Source organism: Rahnella sp. CG8, assembly GCF_023701875.1.
GTDB lineage: Bacteria > Pseudomonadota > Gammaproteobacteria > Enterobacterales > Enterobacteriaceae > Rahnella > Rahnella aceris.
Genome location: NZ_JABAED010000020.1, coordinates 1 through 18,151 on the forward strand (window position 1 = coordinate 1; position 18,151 = coordinate 18,151).

Genomic DNA, 18,151 nt, shown 5'->3' on the forward strand with positions numbered 1-18,151 from the left:
AAGGGTCCATGATGAGCATGAACCCTTTTTACACGAGCCACCGGATCGGTCAACTGATCCTTAAACGATCGGCATTAACCCGAAGGTCGCTTTTTCGTTTTGCGTTGCGGGGATCAGGCTTCGATCGCCATACGCAGTTTTTTCATCGCGTTCTTTTCCAGCTGACGAACACGTTCTGCAGACACACCGTATTTATCGGCAAGCTCCTGCAGGGTCGATTTGTTTTCGTCGTCTAACCAGCGGGCACGGATGATATCCTGACTGCGTTCGTCCAGACCTTCCATTGCAGAGGAAAGTTTGTCGGTGGCGTCCTGATCCCAGTTATCTTCTTCGATAGTTTCTGCAAAGTCAGAACTCTTGTCTTGCAGATACAGCATCGGTGCCATCGCTGCGCCGTCGCGTGGTTCATCATCCGGCGTCGGATCAAACGTCATGTCCTGTGCGGCCATGCGTGATTCCATTTCCAGCACATCTTTGCTCGTCACACCCAGTTCGCGGGCGACGTGCTCGACTTCGTCGTGGCTGAACCAGCCCAGACGCTGTTTGTTCTTACGCAGGTTGAAGAACAGCTTACGCTGCGCTTTGGTGGTAGCGACTTTCACGATGCGCCAGTTACGCAGCACATATTCGTGAATTTCCGCTTTGATCCAATGCACGGCAAAGGATACCAGACGGACACCGACTTCCGGATTAAAACGGCGAACCGCTTTCATCAGGCCGATATTCCCTTCCTGGATAAGGTCTGCCTGAGGCAAACCGTAGCCTGAATAGTTGCGGGCAATGTGAGCAACAAAGCGCAGGTGAGACAGGATCAGCTCTTTCGCTGCTTCCAGATCACCGTTGTAATGCAGCCGTTCAGCCAGCGCCCGTTCTTCCTCTGCGGTGAGCATAGGATAGGCATTGGCCGCCCGAACATAGGCTTCCAGGCTACCTTGGGGTACTAATGCTAAAGTGCGCATTTCTTTGGTCATTAAAGCCTCTCATGTATGACGTAATGCAGGTTTTATACCACGTTGCTGCGGGATGATACCGCGACATTGCCGGCCTTAAAGGCGACAACAAAGCAACGCCGAGCCCTTCATATTCGCTGCTCTACGACCACGAATTTTACATAAAGTTCACGGAAAGATTCAACAGTCTGAAGACTGTAAGTGACAGACTGACTATTGGATAGTGAATTTGTGCCATTACGGGGAAAGCAGGAAAATGATGTGGCGGGCTGACCTGAAACAGCTTCCCCCTGAGACACAATTACTGAGCCGCAGGGGGACATTATAGCAAATTATCACTACTGTGGTGTAAATCGCCGTAAATGTTGAACCGTCGCCAGCCAGGCGGCAATCCAGCCAATCATCGCGGAAACGATCAGCAGTAACAGGCTTTCGTCCCAGCCCAGACCATGCAGGTCAAAGGTGGTGCCGAAGACCTGCGCAACCTGCGTCACCACGCTCTCAAGCCGCAACACCAGCACTTCCGAGAGGATGAGTGATAACAATGCACCGGTGAAACCGAGCATCGCGCCACCGTTGAGGAACGGCCGCAAAATAAAGCCATCGGTCGCGCCAATCAGCTTCATCACGTTAATGGTATCGCGGCGGCTGAAGATGCTCAGTCGCACACTGTTACCAATAACGAGGAAGACGGCGATCACCATCAGAATGCCGATCATCGCCGCAATCTGCCCGACCAGACCGGTCAGCGCCGCAAGACGGGCAAACCAACTGTCGTCCATCCGCACTTCATCCACGCCATGCACAGCCGCCACGCGGTCGCGCAAGGTGCTGAGTGTCGCAGAGTCCTGGAAATTCATTTTAGGCGTGATGATCGCCACCGCTGGCAACGGGTTTTGCTCCAGCATATCCATTGCGCCGCCAAAGCCTGACCAGTTGCGGAATTCACCCATCGCCTCTTCACGGGAAAGATAATTAACTTTATCCACGCCCGCTTCGGTTTTCAGGGTTTTGACCACGTTTTCTGCGGCGTCATCATCCAGCGCTTTATCGAGATAAACGGTCAGTTGTGGCGTCGGATACCACTGCTCCGCCGCCGTACTGACGTTTTTCCACACCAGATAACACACGCTCGGCAGCGTCAGGGAAATGGCGATTACCATCACCGTCAGCAGCGTCGCCAGCGGCTGACGCAGCATGTCAGCCAGCGCGTTCATCCAGGCATAGCGCCACTGTTCGCGCCAGCCGCCCTGCAACGCTTTGCTTTTTGCGGCACGGGCGCTTTTTGCGGTTTTAGCCGGATTCGGACTGTTCGCCATTAGTACACCCCTCCCGACATACGCCCCTGACTCAGCGTCAGCGTGCGGTAATTACGACGGGCAATCAGACCCACATCATGCGTCGCCATCAGCACGGTAACGCCGACGCGGTTAAATTCTTCGAACAGACGCAAAATGCCTTCCGACAATTCGCCATCGAGGTTACCGGTCGGTTCATCCGCCAGCAGCACTGCGGGCTTGTTCACCACCGCACGGGCAATGCCCACACGCTGTTGTTCACCGCCGGAAAGCTGTATTGGCAGATTCTTGGCTTTATCCAGTAATCCGACTTTATCCAGCGCAGCCGACACGCGGCGGCGGATATCTTCACTGCTTGCACCGGAAATGATCAGCGGCATCGCCACGTTGTCATACACGGTACGATCCATCAGCAGGTGGTGATCCTGAAAGATCATGCCGATCTGACGACGCAGGAACGGCACTTCGCTGGATTTCAGGCGGCTGATATCATGACCGCCAAACAAAATGTGTCCGGCACTCGGACGCTCTATGCCGCAAATCAGCTTCAGCAGGGTACTTTTACCCGCGCCAGAGTGTCCGGTCAGAAATGCCATTTCTGCTTGCTGGATATGAAAATTGACGCCCTGAAGCGCCTGTCGTCCGCCCAGATAAGCTTTACTGACCTGTTCAAAGCGAATCATCCGTATTAATCCTCTCGGGCAAAAAGTGCCTCAATAAAATCGTCTGCCTTAAACGGCCTTAAATCTTCGATACCTTCACCGACACCAATGTAGCGGATCGGAATGCTGAACTGATCGGCGATGGCAAAGATCACGCCGCCTTTCGCAGTGCCATCCAGTTTAGTCAGCGTTATCCCGGTCAGCCCGACGGCTTCGTTGAATAATTTGGCCTGACTCACTGCGTTCTGGCCGGTACTGGCGTCGAGCGTCAGCATCACTTCATGCGGTGCGTCTTCGTCGAGCTTCTTCATCACACGGACGATTTTCTTCAGCTCTTCCATCAGGTGCGTTTTGTTTTGCAAACGCCCGGCGGTATCAGCAATCAGCACGTCGATATTGCGGGCTTTCGCCGCCTGAATGGCATCGAAGATAACCGACGCGGAATCGGCACCGGTGTGCTGCGCAATCACCGGGATCTTGTTACGCTGACCCCAGACTTGCAACTGTTCAACGGCTGCGGCACGGAAGGTGTCGCCTGCTGCCAGCATCACAGATTTACCCTGTGCTTCAAACTGGCGCGCCATTTTACCGATGGTGGTGGTTTTACCGACGCCGTTTACGCCAACCATCAGAATGACATACGGGGTTTTCCCGCTGACATCCAGTGGCTCGTCAACTTTCGCCAGTATTTCGGACATTTCTTCCTTCAGCTTGCCGTACAGCGCATCTGCGTCTTTCAGTTGCTTACGCGAGGCATGTTCAGTCAGTGAAGTAATGATTTTTCGGGTGGTTTCGACGCCAACGTCGGCGATCAGCAGCTGTTCTTCCAGCTCCTCAAACAGATCGTCGTCGATTTTCTTACCACGGAACAGACCAACGAAACCGGAGCCGAGATTCTGCTTGGTTTTGACCAGGCTGCGTTTCAGACGGGCGAAGAACCCTTCTTTGGTTGGGCGTTCCTGCTCGGTTTCACCGGCGGGCAGCACCACAATCGGATCCAGCGCCACAGGTAAGGGTTCTTCCACAGCGACAGAATCATCAATCGAATCAATGGCGTCCTGACGCAGATCTTCGGCAATTTCTTCTGCCGATTCAACAAATTCGTCTTCAGCGATATCTTCAACAACGGCAGGCTGCGCGGCAACCTGCTCAGTGATGTGAACAATTTCTTCTGCCAGTTCAGCGGCGGCCTGCTCGCGAACCGGTTCAGGTTTGTCTTCCGGCTCAGGCTCTGTCAGCGGTTCGGGTACAATTTCCGGTTCCGGCTCAACGAATGGCTCAGGTTCAATTTCAGGCTCAGGTTGAACGTGTGCGGCCGGGTCAGTTTCAGGTTCTGCTTCAACTTCAGGTTCTGCAACAGGCTCGCGAGCTACCGGGACTGCCGGTTCTTCCGTCAGTTGTTCTTCGACAACCGGCTGTTCTTCGCGTGTTTCTTCCTTCTGCTGCTCTTCTTCCTGACGGCCACGACCGAACCAGGAGAAGAAACCGCGTTTTTTATCTTTTGCCATTTTACAACTTCACTCCTCGCCGTTAATGACTGGCGAACGGATTATTAATAGGGTTATGGTCAGGCAGTCTATCACTTTCCCCTGCGGGCAACACGCCCGCGTATTGAATTCCGCTGGTTTTTCAATCGACAATGTTAAACATTTGCCCATTGCCCGCACACCGGTAGAATAGCCCTCCAAACGATAGGCAACGAAGCCCGACGGCTTTGGATGACACAAGCGAACTATGGCAAAGAAACCCAACACGCCCGCCGCAGGCCAGATCCGAATTATTGGCGGACAATGGCGCGGACGCAAACTTCCGGTCCCCCACAGCCCGGGGCTGCGTCCGACCACCGATCGCGTGCGCGAAACGCTGTTTAACTGGCTTGCGCCAGTTTTACAGGGCGCACATTGTCTGGACTGTTTTGCAGGCAGCGGCGCACTCGGTCTGGAAGCCTTGTCCCGCTATGCGGCCAGCGCGACATTGCTGGAGTTTGAGCGCCCGGTTGCGCAACAGTTAGAGAAAAACCTGGCGCTGCTAAACGCCAGTGATGCGAAAGTATTTAACGTCAATGCCCTGAACTGGCTGGCAAAAGCCGGAAGCGCCTTTGATGTGGTTTTCCTCGATCCGCCTTTCCGCAAAGGCATTCTGCAAGACACCCTGAACCTGCTGGAGCAAAACCAGTGGCTGGCCGATGAAGCCTGGATTTATGTCGAAACAGAAGCCGAACATGACACGCTGGATGTGCCTGCCCGCTGGCGCTTACACCGTGAGAAAGTCGCCGGACAAGTTGCTTATCGTCTTTATCATCGCGATGTGACGCCTGAAACCGGCTCACCAGAACAGGAGCAGTAAGATGTTGATCAATATTGGTCGGTTGTTGATGTTATGTATTTGGGCGTTTCTGGCGTTTAACCTGATCCACCCGTTCCCGAAGCCGATCAAATACTTTTTAGACGTGGCAATTGTCTTCATGTTCTTTATGCATGGCCTGCAGGTGATGCTGCTTAAAGCCACGCAGGGCAAGGAAAAGGACACCATCGGGCCGTGGCTGCAAACCCGCATCTTCCTGTTCGGCGTCTTCGAACTGATGGCGTGGCAGAAAAAACAGCCTCCGTTGCCAGCCAAAAAGTAATCCCCGCTTTTACGGCGCGCCCTGCGCCGTAAATTCCCCCTATCCTAAACCAACATTCATCAGACCCGCCGTTACGGGGATTTCTGATTGTCGCCGCCATGCTCTCTCTCCTACACTGAAAGCAAGTTCAGGAAAACAGGATGTGTTTTCCCGCAAGCAGACCCTGACATCGGTTTTATGTTCTGTTCTGAAATATAAAAGGATAAACAATGAGTTGGCCATTCCTCGCTGTATTTTTCTCTGGCTGGTTGTTCGTTGACGCCAGCTATCGTGGCCCGCGCTGGCAGCGCTGGGTCTTTAAACCCGTCACCTTATTATTACTGCTGTTGCTGGCCTGGCAGGCGCCGACACTCAACGTTTACAGCTATCTGATCTTACTGGGTCTGGCGGCGACACTGGTGGCAGACAGCCTGTTACTGCTGCCTGAAGAACGCTTCATGTACGCCATCGGTGCCTTCTTCCTGTCGCATCTGCTGTATACGCTGAGTTTCGCCAGCCAAATGACCATCACCTTCTTCTGGCCGCTGCCGCTGACGTTACTGATCATCGGGGCGATACTTCTCGCAGTGATCTGGACACGGCTGGCGGAGCTGCGATGGCCAGTGACCACTTACATCGCCATGACCCTGCTGATGGTCTGGCTGGCTGGCGAACAGTATTTTGCCCGCAGTACCGACATGGCGTTTTCGCTGTTCTGCGGCGCAGCGCTGTTACTGCTGGGGAATATTTTCTGGCTGCTCAGCCGATACCGCTTCACCTTCCGCGCCGCCGACGCGCTGGTTGCCGCCTGTTATTTCGGCGGGCACTTCCTGATAGTCCGGTCGTTATACCTGTAATATCCCACAGCGGAACCGTTCTGGTTCCGCTGATAAAATACTTGTTGACCTTAGAGCCGACTCCAACGTTTACACTGGGGGTAATTCCACTCGGTTTCGAACCGGAGGCTTTATGATCCCACTGCAAAAAAACAACACCTGTCGCTGCGGATGTCAGGGCAAACATGCGCCTGCACTGCGTATCAACAAAATTGGCGCTATTGCGCAGCCCGGCACACATCCGGCTGGCTGCTGTAGCGAAAAACCCCCGCTGGCGGTTTCCGCCTGCTCCACCACTGACAGCTGCTGTGCGCCAAAAACAGGTGAGCACTCACATACATCGGACGATGGCAACGCCGAAGGTTCGCCGGGCGAAGACGAACCCGCCTCACCGCTTTCCGGCAGTCAGCAATACAGCTGGAAAGTACAAGGTATGGACTGCCCTGCCTGTGCCCGAAAAATTGAAAAAGCCGTTTCAGGTATTGATGGTATCAGCCACGCTAAAGTGCTGTTCGCTACTGAAAAGCTGGTGATTGATGCAGGTTTTGATATCACCCAACACGTGCAAAATGCCGTTACCGCCGCAGGTTTTACCCTGCAATCGCTCGACAAACCGCAGGAAAAACCCACCGCCGAACCTTCCCGTTTGCAGGAAGCGCTGCCGCTGATCGCTCTTTCGGTTCTGATGCTACTGAGCTGGGTGCTCGATCATTTCAACCCGCAGATGGGTAACATCGCGTTTATCGCCACGACACTGGTCGGGCTCTGGCCGGTACTGCGTCAGGCGATTCGCCAGACCCGCGCCGGTTCGCCATTCGCCATCGAAACGCTGATGAGTATCGCCGCGATCGGCGCACTCTTTATCGGTGCGACAGCCGAAGCCGCCATGGTTCTGTTGCTGTTTATGGTGGGCGAACGCCTTGAGGCTTTTGCCTCCAGCCGGGCACGCAGCGGCGTAAAAGCGCTGATGGCGCTGATCCCGGATACCGCTGTCCGCATTGTGAATGGCAAATCTGAAACCGTGCCGGTCAGCAGCTTGCGTCCCGGCGATATCATTGAAATCGCGGCAGGTGCACGCCTGCCTGCCGACGCTGTTTTACAAAGCGCCGCCAGTTTCGACGAAAGCGCGCTGACCGGCGAATCAGTTCCGGTGGATCATCTGCCCGGTGAAAAAGTGCCCGCAGGCAGCCTGTGCGTTGACCGGCTGGCACGCCTCGAAGTGGCTTCCGCGCCGGGCAACAGCGCCATTGACCGCATCCTGCAACTGATTGAAGAAGCCGATGAACGCCGTGCGCCGATCGAGCGTTTCCTCGATACTTTCAGCCGCTATTACACGCCGGTCATTATGCTGATGTCGTTGCTGGTGATTATCGTGCCGCCACTGGCGATGGGGCTATCGTGGGAAACCTGGATTTACCGCGGGCTGACGCTGCTGCTGATTGGCTGTCCGTGTGCGCTGGTGATTTCGACGCCAGCAGCGATTACATCCGGGCTGGCAGCAGCCACGCGTCAGGGTGCATTGATTAAAGGCGGTGCAGCGCTGGAACAGCTGGCGCTGATTCAAACCGTTGCCCTGGATAAAACCGGTACGCTGACCGAAGGCAAACCTGAAGTTACCGACGTTTTACTGCTGAACGGCGCCAGCGAAGGCGAAGTATTAAGTCTGGCATCAGCGGTGGAAGAAGGTTCGCATCACCCGCTGGCGCAGGCGATTTTGGCCCGTGCAAAAACCAGTAATCCGCTACCGCTCACGGCGCAGGATCGCCGCGCGCTGGCCGGTTCCGGCGTGGAAGGCCTCGTTTCAGGCCGCAAAATTCAGGTGCTGGCACCGAAAAGTGTGGCTGAAAACAGCCTGACAACTGAAACCCTTGCGCAAATTACTGACTGGGAATCCAGCGGAAAAACCGTGGTGGTGGTGTTGCAGGAAGAAAACGCGATCGGGCTGATTGCCATGCAGGATCGTCTGCGGGATGACGCGGCCGAGGCATTGCAGAAACTCAAAGCGCTCGGCGTGTCGGCGGTCATGCTGACCGGCGACAATCCGCGGGCGGCGAAAACCATCGCTGACCGGCTCGGCATTGATTTCCGTGCGGGCTTACTGCCTGCGGATAAAGTCTCAGCGGTCACCGCGCTGAATGCACTGAAACCGGTAGCCATGGTCGGTGACGGCATTAACGATGCGCCCGCCATGAAAGCCGCGACTATCGGTATTGCGATGGGAAGCGGAACGGACGTCGCGCTGGAAACGGCGGATGCGGCACTGACGCATAACCGCCTGAGCGGGCTGGCGCAGATGATCAGCCTTTCGCGTGCTACACGGGCGAATATCCGTCAGAACATCACGATTGCGCTGGGGCTGAAAGCGATTTTCCTGGTCACCACGCTGATGGGATTGACCGGATTATGGCTGGCGGTGCTGGCGGATTCCGGCGCAACGGCGCTGGTGACCGCCAATGCGTTAAGGCTGTTGCGCAATAAATCGAAATAAACAACACGGGCTGAGCCATCAGCCCTGTTTTTCTGCCAACCCTTTGCACAGCAAATAGCGGTACGGCACGCTTTCGGTATCCGACGCCAGCAGCGTATGTTCCATAAAACGGCAGAAACCGGGGATATCGCGGGTCGTCGCCGGATCATCGGCGATGATCAATAACGTTTCGCCGTCTTGCATGGTGCGTACCGCTTTACGAACCATCATCACTGGCTCCGGGCAACGCAGACCCAACGCATCAAGCTGATGGTCAGGATTGATAAAGGGGTCGGTCATTTCGTGTCTCAACATCTACATACGTGAATGGGCGGTTGTTTGGCAAAGGCGGATAGTTTAACCCGCTGGTTTTCTGGCGCAACAAACACGGCTCATTGCGCTAAAATTAACCGGTAGATCTGTTGCGCAAACGGTGCGCAAACAGGTACTATGCGCGCCGCACGCCATTACGGGTGCGAAAGTAAAAATTTTCTTGGGTTCCCTCACCCCAATTTATTCATAAAAAAAGGTCACATATATGTACTCTTTTACTGCTCAGCAGCGGTTTTCCGCGCTGATATGGCTTTCGCTATTCCACATCGCCATCATCACCTCCAGTAACTATCTGGTTCAGTTACCCGTTTCCATTTTTGGTTTCCATACCACCTGGGGCGCGTTCACTTTCCCGTTTATTTTTCTGGCTACCGATCTGACCGTCCGTATATTTGGCGCGCCGCTGGCACGACGGATTATACTTTCCGTGATGGTGCCTGCACTGGCCATTTCCTATGTCATCTCGGCGTTATTCTTTGAAGCGCAATGGCAAGGCGTGGAAGCGCTCAGCAGCCTGAATATCATGGTCGCGCGTATCGCCACCGCCAGTTTTATGGCGTATGTGCTGGGGCAAATTCTTGACGTTCATGTGTTTAACCGCCTGCGCCAGAACCGCCGCTGGTGGATCGCACCGGTCGCCTCGATGTTCCTCGGCAATATCAGCGACACCCTGTCCTTCTTCTTTATCGCTTTCTACAAAAGCAGCGATGCCTTTATGGCACAGCACTGGGTAGAAATAGCGATGGTGGATTACACCTTCAAGGTGCTGATCTGCCTGGTGTTCTTCCTGCCGATGTACGGCATGCTGCTGAATATGCTGCTTAAGCGTTTATCAGCACAAGGAAACAACCCGCATTCCGCTATCAGTGCGCACTAAACCGGGTCGCCGGGAAGACACAAATCGCGCCATAATCTGACTTGCATTTGTGGCCTGAATAGGTTGCCATAAAGGCTGTTAAGTCAACATGTAAGCCTGGTGAACAGGCCACTTAAGGAAGCCCGATGCGTAATATCGCGAAAATGATGGGAATGGCAGTACTGATCGCCGGTCTGGCTGCGTGTGACGGTAAGTCGACCGATGCACCTGCCGCAGATAAAGGCGCACCAGCGGCCGCAGCCACGGCAGCCACCACGCCGGTCAGCCTGCTGGACGGCAAAGTCACCTTCTCCCTGCCGCAGGGAATGAGCGACCAGAGCGGTAAACTGGGCACACAGGCAAATAATATGCACGTGTATGCAGACAGCACCGGGCAGAAAGCGGTGATTGTCATTTTGGGTGATAACACCCCGGAATCACTGGACGTTCTGGCGGGTCGTTTACAGGATCAGCAAAAAGCGCGCGATACCAATCTGCAAGTCGTCACCAATAAATCTATTCAGGTCAACGGCCAGACATTGCAGCAGTACGACAGCGTGATCACTTCTGCTGGTCAGAAAGCCTATTCGTCTATCGTTTTGGGCAAGGTCGACAGCCATCTGCTGACCCTGCAAATTACTCTGCCTGCTGATAATCAGCAGCAGGCGCAGACCGATGCGGAAGCCATTATCAGCACACTGAAAATTCAATAATTTCAGACCGTGTGAAAATATCATGCGGAGCTCAGGCTCCGCTTTTTTTTTGTATTATGCCATGACTCGACCTTACCAATCCGCCTCATTTATAAGGTGAAAATATATCGTTATATTATTTACAATGAAGTACAGTGGTATATAACAGAGAGTAACTGATAGTATTACTATATATTTTAACCAGCACATATCATAAAATGGAATAATTAACTTAAGGAATAAGTTATGTACCATAGTGATTTTATTATTAATAAGTTGGCGAATGATGAAATACTTGCAAAAAAGTTGGATGCAGCGGTTACCGGAGTTAAGGAGCAGATTCTCGATCAATCTCACAGAATTCAGGATGGCGCAACAAGGCTAGTGTATTACACTTCATGTTTTACGGAGAATTATCAAGATGTTTGCGCAAAGCTGAAACGAGAAGATGTTCGATTCCTTGAGTCTTTACAGCAGTTAATTAAAGACAGAAGGATCATATCTGACATGATACAGATTTATGTCGAATCACTTATTAAAAATAGAAACCAAAGCCAACTACACTATATCCAGCGCACCTTAATGAAAGCAAGCGTAAATATATCAACGAGTTCTCTGACGACACAATCATTTGCATTAGGCATAACAACGTCCATTTGCCTTGGATTCAATATTCATACCAGCTTCAGCCAGAAAATTGGGAAGGTGTCCGCACTTGCCGCTACCGGAATAGGCTTTTACGGATACGTACAGGAAGCTGCAGAGAGTGCGGAACGTTTGCAGGTTCTGAGTCCTGCATATTACTACGCGTTATATATGCGAAAATTAGAAATGATGTATTTTTTAGTTGAGCCTCTTTTTATGAAAGCTCACTCCTTTAGCACGAATCTTACATCAGATGATGAAGTCGCCAAAACAATAATTGATATGGTAAGGTGAACATCATGATTAATTTTTTAAAGCGATGGTTTAAACATCAACTGTCTTATTTTTTCTGGACTTACATCCCATTAATTATAACTGTGATCTTCGGTATATTTATGGTGAGTTTTTTTCCTGATATCGCGATACAGTCAATTGCGGCGTTTTTCCTGCTGATGCTAGTTTTCGTTTTTTTATTCTCACGGTAAATTTCATGCACTCGGATTATATAAGGATATAAAATATGTCAAACCCAGCTCACATTTGGTTAACTGATGAAAATGGCTCGCCTATTGTTGGGGGATGTCTTATACCCGCAAGGCTCGGTTCCATTGAGTTAAAATCATTATCACACAATGTTAACATTCCTGTTGATCAGCACATGGGAAAATTAACAGGAACAAGAATTCATTCACCGATTATTATGCAAAAAGAGTTTGACCAAACCACACCGCTTCTTTTCCGGGCATTATGTGAAGGCCGCACACTGCAATCCGCAATAATAAAAATGTATCACATATTGGATGCGGGGATTGAAAGTGAATATTTCAATATTATTTTAGAAAACGTCAAAATCACATCTATTTCCCCCTATTTGCTTCCAAATGGAATGACAAGTACACATATAGAAAATATCGAATTACGTTATCAAGCCATAACTTGGAAAAATGTAGAAGGGAATATTATATACAAGGATACGTGGAATGAGCGCATGACAGCTTAGTGCCGAAAAGAATGTCTGACGATTTAGAATGAGTCTTTTGATATGTCACGAACCTGCCAGGCGGGGCTCAGGCTCCGCTTTTTTTTTTGCCTTATGCTGTTACTCAATCTCACAAACCCCGCCTGCGTTTTATCAGCGTAAACAGCTATCGTTTTATTATTTAGAATGCAGTAAAGTTATATTGAACAGAGAGTAATGCATAACATCAAAATATATATTCACTAACACTCATTACAAAATTGAATAATTAACTTAAGGAATAAGTTATGAGTTGTAGTTATTTTACTATCAATAGTGTATGACACCTATAAGAATAAACACCGGAATATTAACTACGAGATCTGATAATTGATGTTAAAGCAGTTAAGGGAGTAACCTTTATGACTAATGCTGTATTTCCCCAGACGATATTTACGACACAGCGTCGCTTCAACGATTACCGTGCCAATGACATGCGTTATGGTGACATATCCGGGGACAGACTTAAAAGAGAGTTCGGCTTGAAAAATATATCAACTGTGGTTGATCCGTATACATTAACCCGGCTGACAGCATTTGATAATCCCCAGTCCAGGTTTGCGGGTGTCTATCGTGGCGCTCATCGCGGTGGCACAGTCAGTAATAAGGAATGCGCCCGGTTGTTATTCAAGGAGATGCTGACGTGTTCTCTTCCCTATTCCTTTGTGGGTTCCTACCAATATTTAATTAACCAGATGCTCAGGCATTTTCAGCATTCTACAGGAACGCCTTTTAATAACGGGCAACTTAATAATGCATATCATCAAAAGCTTCGTTCTGATCACACTGCAAAAAATACCAGGTCTATTATGCAGGAAGCGATTGGGTTATTCATTGATTACAAAAGCAAAGGTATTGCGCAGGAGAGATTGAAGGATATTAAATCTGCGATCAGAGGTTCAATTCTTCCAAAATTTGATTCCCTCGTGCTTGATAAAATAAATGGAATGGGGATCACTATTCATAATGTCCATGCAACGAAAATAGACATCATCAGTCTCCACGTAAGCGAGCGAAACTGGAAAGCCTGTGTCAGATTTACAGGTCAGGATCACTTCGGTCTGGATATTGACGATATACGCAAAAAGGAATTTAATCAATTTCAGTTTTTTAAAATATGGTTTGTCCTGCAACGGTTTGACAAATTCGGTTTTCGACCATTTTTGACAAATATGGAAGCAGTAATTGATATGGAAGGTAATTATTGATGCGCATTTTCGTAATCGTATTTCTGGTCGCGCTGCTGGCCTGTTTTTACTATACCTTTGTTGGTGGCAAAGATGTAGCTGTTATAGATGCGCATTATGATGGAAGCACTGTACAGATCATCGTTGATGGACTGCCCTCCACTGAATCGGAAAAGATTGCCTGGTGGCAGAATAATCAGGATAAAATTAGAGGTAAATATCACATTCCTTCCGGCAATACAGGTCCATTTCTGATAATGGTGTATGCATTCGGAGAGGGATACAAAGAGGCGGGGAAGGAAGATCGGCTCTGTTTTCGCTATATAAAACCACCCCAGAATTGCATTGATAAAAACATACTGATGATGATTTGGCGCACCCGTGAGGGTAGCGTCAGGTATGAATTTTAATATGTAAAAAATCGGAAAAAAACTTAAAAATCACACATCAAAATTAAAAATGTCTGACGATTTAGAATGAGTCTTTTGATATGTCACGAACCTGCCAGGCGGGGCTTAGTCTCCGCTTTTTTTGTTTCTTATTGTCACCCTCGCTCACAAAATCGCCTCCCTCTGTAATAAAAATGTAACATTTCAGTCATAAATCACAGTTCGTTTGTGCGCGAATGGCTAAAATGATGTTCGTTTTGGAACACATTGGCTCCGCCATTTCGTCCGTGGCTCATGATGAGTCCGCCCTGATTTATGCCATCGGAGGCATTTATGCTCAGTATCTTTAAACCCGCGCCCCACAAAGCTCCTGTTGATGAGGCTCACGTCGATCCGCTGTACCGCCGTCTCCGCTGGCAAATCTTCATGGGGATTTTCTTCGGTTATGCGGCCTACTATCTGGTGCGCAAAAACTTCGCGCTGGCCATGCCTTATCTGATTGATCAGGGCTTCTCCCGTGGAGACTTAGGGTTCGCACTGTCCGGGATTTCCATTGCTTATGGCATCTCAAAATTCATCATGGGTTCGGTGTCTGACCGTTCGAATCCGCGCGTATTTCTGCCCGCTGGTTTGATTCTGGCGGCGGCCGTGATGTTGTTTATGGGCTTCGTGCCGTGGGCAACCTCAAGCATTGCCATCATGTTTGTGTTGCTGTTCCTGTGCGGCTGGTTCCAGGGCATGGGCTGGCCGCCGTGCGGACGTACGATGGTGCACTGGTGGTCGCAGAAAGAACGCGGCGGCGTGGTGTCGGTGTGGAACTGTGCGCATAACGTCGGCGGCGGTATTCCTCCGCTGCTGTTCCTGCTCGGTATGGCGTGGTTTAACGACTGGCATGCAGCGCTGTATATGCCTGCCTTCGGCGCAATTCTGCTGGCGGTGTTTGCCTTCATGACCATGCGCGATACACCGCAATCCTGTGGTCTGCCGCCCATTGAAGAATACAAAAACGATTATCCGCCGGACTATGTGAAAGAGTCCGCCGAGCAGGAACTGACGGCGAAACAGATTTTCATGCAGTACATTTTGCCGAACAAATTGCTGTGGTATATCGCACTGGCTAACGTCTTTGTCTATCTGCTGCGTTACGGCATTCTCGACTGGTCACCAACGTATCTGAAAGAAGTGAAGCATTTCGCGCTGGATAAATCCTCGTGGGCGTATTTCCTTTATGAATACGCTGGCATTCCCGGCACGCTGCTGTGTGGCTGGATGTCGGACAAAGTTTTCAAAGGCAATCGTGGTGCCACCGGCGTGTTCTTCATGGTGCTGGTGACTATCGCTACCGTCGTTTACTGGCTGAATCCGGTCGGCAATCCGGGTATTGATATGGCCTGTATGATCACCATCGGTTTCCTGATTTACGGGCCGGTGATGCTGATTGGGTTACATGCGCTGGAACTGGCACCGAAGAAAGCAGCCGGTACCGCCGCAGGCTTTACCGGACTGTTTGGTTATCTGGGCGGCTCGGTCGCGGCCAGCGCCATTGTCGGTTATACCGTGGATTATTTTGGCTGGGACGGTGGCTTTATCGTGATGATCGCCGGTTGTGTGCTGGCTGTTCTGTTGCTGTTACTGACCATGCTGAGTGAAAACAAACACAAAGCGCAGCTGGCTAAAAACATCTGACTTTGATTTATCTTCGTCGTAAAGGCATCGGAAGGTGCCTTTTTTGTTTTTACGCGGCGTCGGGAAGGATGCGCCTGCCTGCTTCATCAAACAGTAAAACACTGGCAGCATTAAACCCGAACCTGAGCGGTGTGTTTTTAGCAAAGGAGAGCTGTTTCGACGATTTCATTTTCAGGATGTGCTCACCAACGCGCGCATATACCAGCGTGGAATCACCCTGCAATTCAGTGAAATCAACCAAAACTTCAAATGCATGATCCGTCACTTCATTCAGGCGCAACAGCTCAGGGCGGATGGCCAGCGACACCATTTGTCCATCCTGCGCCGCCGGGAATTTATCCTCCAGCGGGTACATCGGCTGGCCGTCAATACTCAGCTGGCGGCCGACGACTTGTGCCGGGATCACATTGATTTTCGGCGTACCGATAAAACCGGCGACGAACAGGCTGGCCGGGCAATTATACAGCTCAACCGGCGTGCCAATTTGCTCAATGTGACCTTTGTTAAGCACCACGATCCGGTCCGCCAGTGTCATGGCCTCGACCTGATCGTGGGTCACGTAAATCATGGTGTTTTTCAGACGGGCATGTAGCTGACTGATTTCCTGACGCATCTGCACACGCAGCGCGGCATCAAGGTTCGACAGCGGTTCATCAAACAAAAAAACTTTCGGCTGCTGAACAATGGAACGCCCGATAGCGACGCGCTGACGCTGTCCGCCGGAAAGATTTTGCGGTAACCGGTCGAGCATGTCGTCCAGCCGCAGGATCAGGGCCGCTTCGCTTATGCGTCGGGCAATTTCTTCCGGCGGCGTGCGGATATTTTTCAGACCAAATGCCAGATTCTGTCTGACGGTCATGTGCGGATAAAGCGCGTAGGACTGAAATACCATCGACAGACCGCGCTTCCCGGCGGGTAAATCCGTCACATCAGTTTCTTCAATGTGAATAGTCCCGTCGCTCAGCGCATCCAGCCCGGCAATCATGCGCAGTAACGTTGATTTCCCGCACCCTGACGGACCGACCAGTACCAAAAACTCACCGGAGTGGATCTCCAGAGACAAATCGGGGATCACGACAGTTTTGTCATAGTATTTTTTGATATTTTTGAGTGTTAAGCCTGACATAACGTTGTCCTTTAAAACAAAAAGATGAGCGGTTACGCCCCGGCAAGGGCGAGCAGTTTTCCGGTGATTTCAGTTAACAGCGCGGTGGATTGTCGGGTTTCGACGTTGAGGCGCAGGAGCGGCTCAGTATTGGAAGCGCGTAAATTAAACCGCCAGTTATCGAATTCCATACTCAGCCCGTCAGTCTGGCGGATACTTAGCGCCTGATGTTGGTAATGGTCGCGGACACGGCTGATGGCCTCAGCGGGCTGACTGACGGAGATATTGATTTCGCCGGATACCGGGAAAAGGGCTTTACGGGCAGCAATCAGTCCGGACATTTTCCGGCTGCACTGGCTGAGATGTTGTAGTACCAGCAAGGCCGGGATCATCCCGCTGTCGCAGTAACCAAAATCGCGGAAATAGTGATGGGCGCTCATTTCACCGCCGTAAATAGCGTTTTCACTGCGCATTCTTTCTTTGATGAAGGCATGGCCGGTTTTGGTTTCGATGGCGATACCGTGTCTGGCGCTGACAATGTCGCGGGTATTCCAGACCAGACGCGGATCATGAAGGATTTTTTCGCCGGACGAGCGTTGCAAAAACAGTTCAGCCAGCAATCCCACAATGTAATACGCCTCAACGTATTCACCCTGTTCATCAAAGATGAAGCAACGGTCAAAATCACCGTCCCAGGCAATGCCCAAATCCGCCTGATGTTCACGCACCGCATCGCATGTCGCCAGTCGGTTTTCCGGCAACATCGGGTTGGGAATACCGTGGGGGAAAGTGCCGTCCGGCTCATGGTGAATTTTTATTAGCGTAAGGGGAATACCGCGTGCCAGAAAGGCGTGTTCCAGCGCATCCAGCGTCGGGCCAGCCGCACCGTTTCCTGCGTTAACCACCACCCGCAGCGGCCGTCCGAACGGTAACGTTAAATAGCTAAGCAGATGATCCAGATAAGCGCGGCGGTTTGAAAGCTGCTGATACGAACCGGGCTGCGCCACCGCCGAAAACAGATGATTTTCGGCCAGTGCCTGAATATCGTGTAAACCGTTTTCGCTGCTGACAGGTCTTGCATCCCGTCCAACCAGCTTCATACCGTTATAATTGTCCGGATTATGGCTGGCGGTGATCTGAATTCCGCCATCAGCCTGCAGGGAACGGGTGGCAAAATACACCTCTTCGCTGCCGGTCATACCAATATCAATCACGCCGCAGCCCTGATCCATCAGTCCGCGCGCAACGGCCTGCTTGAGAGCCGGTGATGTCAGGCGAATATCACTGCCCAGCACCACCCGTTTTGGGCGATAAAAATGCGCAAATGCACAACCGATACGGTAAGCAATATCCTCGTTTAATTCGCTGCCCAAAACACCGCGTATATCGTAAGCTTTAAAACACGTTAATAAGGCCATATTT

The 18,151-nt window shown here is 51.1% G+C and carries 18 protein-coding genes; 11 read left to right on the plus strand and 7 right to left on the minus strand.

The features are described from left to right. Nucleotides 1–113: 113 nt before the first annotated feature. The 4 genes from rpoH to ftsY all read right to left on the minus strand — a co-directional run bounded on the left by rpoH (nucleotide 114) and on the right by ftsY (nucleotide 4,418). On the minus strand, nucleotides 114–971 hold the full coding sequence (gene rpoH, locus HGO41_RS17915) for an RNA polymerase sigma factor RpoH (RefSeq protein WP_013577470.1): 858 nt from the start codon (nucleotides 969–971) through the stop codon (nucleotides 114–116). Nucleotides 972–1,288: 317 nt separating this feature from the next. Next, nucleotides 1,289–2,269 carry a permease-like cell division protein FtsX gene (gene ftsX, locus HGO41_RS17920; RefSeq protein ID WP_013577471.1) on the minus strand — a complete coding sequence of 327 codons (981 nt, stop codon included), beginning with the start codon at nucleotides 2,267–2,269 and terminating at the stop codon, nucleotides 1,289–1,291. Beyond that, complete coding sequence (gene ftsE / locus HGO41_RS17925) at nucleotides 2,269–2,931, minus strand: cell division ATP-binding protein FtsE (RefSeq protein WP_013577472.1); 663 nt, start codon at nucleotides 2,929–2,931, stop codon at nucleotides 2,269–2,271. The genes ftsX and ftsE overlap by 1 nt, the downstream gene beginning before the upstream one ends. Nucleotides 2,932–2,936: 5 nt before the next feature. Next, entirely contained in the window at nucleotides 2,937–4,418 is a 1,482-nt protein-coding gene (gene ftsY, locus HGO41_RS17930) for a signal recognition particle-docking protein FtsY (protein ID WP_250981275.1), read from the minus strand. 226 nt (nucleotides 4,419–4,644) lie between these two features. On the opposite strand from ftsY, the gene rsmD reads away from it, so the two are divergent. The 4 genes from rsmD (at nucleotide 4,645) to HGO41_RS17950 (ending at nucleotide 8,839) form a co-directional block, all read left to right on the plus strand. Further along, nucleotides 4,645–5,256, plus strand: coding sequence for a 16S rRNA (guanine(966)-N(2))-methyltransferase (gene rsmD, locus HGO41_RS17935; protein WP_013577474.1), 612 nt, complete (start codon nucleotides 4,645–4,647; stop codon nucleotides 5,254–5,256). A 1-nt stretch (nucleotide 5,257) separates the two neighbouring features. Continuing rightward, nucleotides 5,258–5,536, plus strand: a complete 279-nt coding sequence (locus HGO41_RS17940; protein ID WP_013577475.1) for a DUF1145 family protein — start codon at nucleotides 5,258–5,260, stop codon at nucleotides 5,534–5,536. 209 nt (nucleotides 5,537–5,745) lie between these two features. Beyond that, nucleotides 5,746–6,372 (plus strand): lysoplasmalogenase, encoded by a 627-nt coding sequence (locus HGO41_RS17945; RefSeq protein ID WP_013577476.1) that lies wholly within the window; start codon nucleotides 5,746–5,748, stop codon nucleotides 6,370–6,372. 112 nt (nucleotides 6,373–6,484) lie between these two features. Then, nucleotides 6,485–8,839 carry a zinc/cadmium/mercury/lead-transporting ATPase gene (locus tag HGO41_RS17950; protein WP_217243689.1) on the plus strand — a complete coding sequence of 785 codons (2,355 nt, stop codon included), beginning with the start codon at nucleotides 6,485–6,487 and terminating at the stop codon, nucleotides 8,837–8,839. Nucleotides 8,840–8,857: 18 nt separating this feature from the next. Here the strand turns inward: HGO41_RS17950 and tusA are convergent, their stop codons facing one another. Further along, complete coding sequence (tusA, locus tag HGO41_RS17955) at nucleotides 8,858–9,118, minus strand: sulfurtransferase TusA (RefSeq protein WP_013577478.1); 261 nt, start codon at nucleotides 9,116–9,118, stop codon at nucleotides 8,858–8,860. 238 nt (nucleotides 9,119–9,356) lie between these two features. Here tusA and HGO41_RS17960 point away from each other — a divergent pair, with 238 nt between their 5' ends. The 7 genes from HGO41_RS17960 to glpT all read left to right on the plus strand — a co-directional run bounded on the left by HGO41_RS17960 (nucleotide 9,357) and on the right by glpT (nucleotide 15,624). Beyond that, complete coding sequence (locus tag HGO41_RS17960) at nucleotides 9,357–10,028, plus strand: 7-cyano-7-deazaguanine/7-aminomethyl-7-deazaguanine transporter (protein WP_013577479.1); 672 nt, start codon at nucleotides 9,357–9,359, stop codon at nucleotides 10,026–10,028. 125 nt (nucleotides 10,029–10,153) lie between these two features. Then, nucleotides 10,154–10,720: a DcrB family lipoprotein gene (locus HGO41_RS17965; RefSeq protein WP_013577480.1), complete on the plus strand. Its 567-nt coding sequence runs from the start codon at nucleotides 10,154–10,156 to the stop codon at nucleotides 10,718–10,720. Nucleotides 10,721–10,945: 225 nt separating this feature from the next. Further along, nucleotides 10,946–11,638: a hypothetical protein gene (locus HGO41_RS17970; protein WP_121020191.1), complete on the plus strand. Its 693-nt coding sequence runs from the start codon at nucleotides 10,946–10,948 to the stop codon at nucleotides 11,636–11,638. Nucleotides 11,639–11,864: 226 nt separating this feature from the next. Continuing rightward, complete coding sequence (locus HGO41_RS17975; protein WP_013577483.1) at nucleotides 11,865–12,344, plus strand: Hcp family type VI secretion system effector; 480 nt, start codon at nucleotides 11,865–11,867, stop codon at nucleotides 12,342–12,344. A gap of 380 nt (nucleotides 12,345–12,724) precedes the next feature. Beyond that, nucleotides 12,725–13,570: a DUF3289 family protein gene (locus HGO41_RS17980; RefSeq protein ID WP_112152360.1), complete on the plus strand. Its 846-nt coding sequence runs from the start codon at nucleotides 12,725–12,727 to the stop codon at nucleotides 13,568–13,570. Then, the gene (locus HGO41_RS17985; protein ID WP_250981276.1) at nucleotides 13,570–13,959 is read left to right on the plus strand and encodes a DUF943 family protein; all 390 of its coding nucleotides are present in this window, start codon (nucleotides 13,570–13,572) and stop codon (nucleotides 13,957–13,959) included. Before HGO41_RS17980 ends, HGO41_RS17985 begins: the two co-directional genes overlap by 1 nt. A gap of 312 nt (nucleotides 13,960–14,271) precedes the next feature. After that, the gene (gene glpT / locus HGO41_RS17990) at nucleotides 14,272–15,624 is read left to right on the plus strand and encodes a glycerol-3-phosphate transporter (RefSeq protein WP_013577484.1); all 1,353 of its coding nucleotides are present in this window, start codon (nucleotides 14,272–14,274) and stop codon (nucleotides 15,622–15,624) included. A 49-nt stretch (nucleotides 15,625–15,673) separates the two neighbouring features. Here the strand turns inward: glpT and HGO41_RS17995 are convergent, their stop codons facing one another. Together HGO41_RS17995 and HGO41_RS18000 are read right to left on the minus strand one after the other, a co-directional pair. Continuing rightward, nucleotides 15,674–16,750 carry an ABC transporter ATP-binding protein gene (locus tag HGO41_RS17995; protein WP_037035413.1) on the minus strand — a complete coding sequence of 359 codons (1,077 nt, stop codon included), beginning with the start codon at nucleotides 16,748–16,750 and terminating at the stop codon, nucleotides 15,674–15,676. Between the two features lie 32 nt (nucleotides 16,751–16,782). After that, entirely contained in the window at nucleotides 16,783–18,147 is a 1,365-nt protein-coding gene (locus HGO41_RS18000) for a phosphohexomutase domain-containing protein (protein ID WP_013577486.1), read from the minus strand. Nucleotides 18,148–18,151 lie beyond the last annotated feature (4 nt).

Excerpts from the sequence above, each read along its gene's own strand:
- rpoH (WP_013577470.1), bottom strand. The coding sequence starts at position 971 with ATGACCAAAGAAATGCGCACTTTAGCATTAGTACCCCAAGGTAGCCTG.
- ftsX (WP_013577471.1), bottom strand. The coding sequence starts at position 2,269 with ATGGCGAACAGTCCGAATCCGGCTAAAACCGCAAAAAGCGCCCGTGCC.
- ftsE (WP_013577472.1), bottom strand. The coding sequence starts at position 2,931 with ATGATTCGCTTTGAACAGGTCAGTAAAGCTTATCTGGGCGGACGACAG.
- ftsY (WP_250981275.1), bottom strand. The coding sequence starts at position 4,418 with ATGGCAAAAGATAAAAAACGCGGTTTCTTCTCCTGGTTCGGTCGTGGC.
- rsmD (WP_013577474.1), top strand. The coding sequence starts at position 4,645 with ATGGCAAAGAAACCCAACACGCCCGCCGCAGGCCAGATCCGAATTATT.
- HGO41_RS17940 (WP_013577475.1), top strand. The coding sequence starts at position 5,258 with ATGTTGATCAATATTGGTCGGTTGTTGATGTTATGTATTTGGGCGTTT.
- HGO41_RS17945 (WP_013577476.1), top strand. The coding sequence starts at position 5,746 with ATGAGTTGGCCATTCCTCGCTGTATTTTTCTCTGGCTGGTTGTTCGTT.
- HGO41_RS17950 (WP_217243689.1), top strand. The coding sequence starts at position 6,485 with ATGATCCCACTGCAAAAAAACAACACCTGTCGCTGCGGATGTCAGGGC.
- tusA (WP_013577478.1), bottom strand. The coding sequence starts at position 9,118 with ATGACCGACCCCTTTATCAATCCTGACCATCAGCTTGATGCGTTGGGT.
- HGO41_RS17960 (WP_013577479.1), top strand. The coding sequence starts at position 9,357 with ATGTACTCTTTTACTGCTCAGCAGCGGTTTTCCGCGCTGATATGGCTT.
- HGO41_RS17965 (WP_013577480.1), top strand. The coding sequence starts at position 10,154 with ATGCGTAATATCGCGAAAATGATGGGAATGGCAGTACTGATCGCCGGT.
- HGO41_RS17970 (WP_121020191.1), top strand. The coding sequence starts at position 10,946 with ATGTACCATAGTGATTTTATTATTAATAAGTTGGCGAATGATGAAATA.
- HGO41_RS17975 (WP_013577483.1), top strand. The coding sequence starts at position 11,865 with ATGTCAAACCCAGCTCACATTTGGTTAACTGATGAAAATGGCTCGCCT.
- HGO41_RS17980 (WP_112152360.1), top strand. The coding sequence starts at position 12,725 with ATGACTAATGCTGTATTTCCCCAGACGATATTTACGACACAGCGTCGC.
- HGO41_RS17985 (WP_250981276.1), top strand. The coding sequence starts at position 13,570 with ATGCGCATTTTCGTAATCGTATTTCTGGTCGCGCTGCTGGCCTGTTTT.
- glpT (WP_013577484.1), top strand. The coding sequence starts at position 14,272 with ATGCTCAGTATCTTTAAACCCGCGCCCCACAAAGCTCCTGTTGATGAG.
- HGO41_RS17995 (WP_037035413.1), bottom strand. The coding sequence starts at position 16,750 with ATGTCAGGCTTAACACTCAAAAATATCAAAAAATACTATGACAAAACT.
- HGO41_RS18000 (WP_013577486.1), bottom strand. The coding sequence starts at position 18,147 with ATGGCCTTATTAACGTGTTTTAAAGCTTACGATATACGCGGTGTTTTG.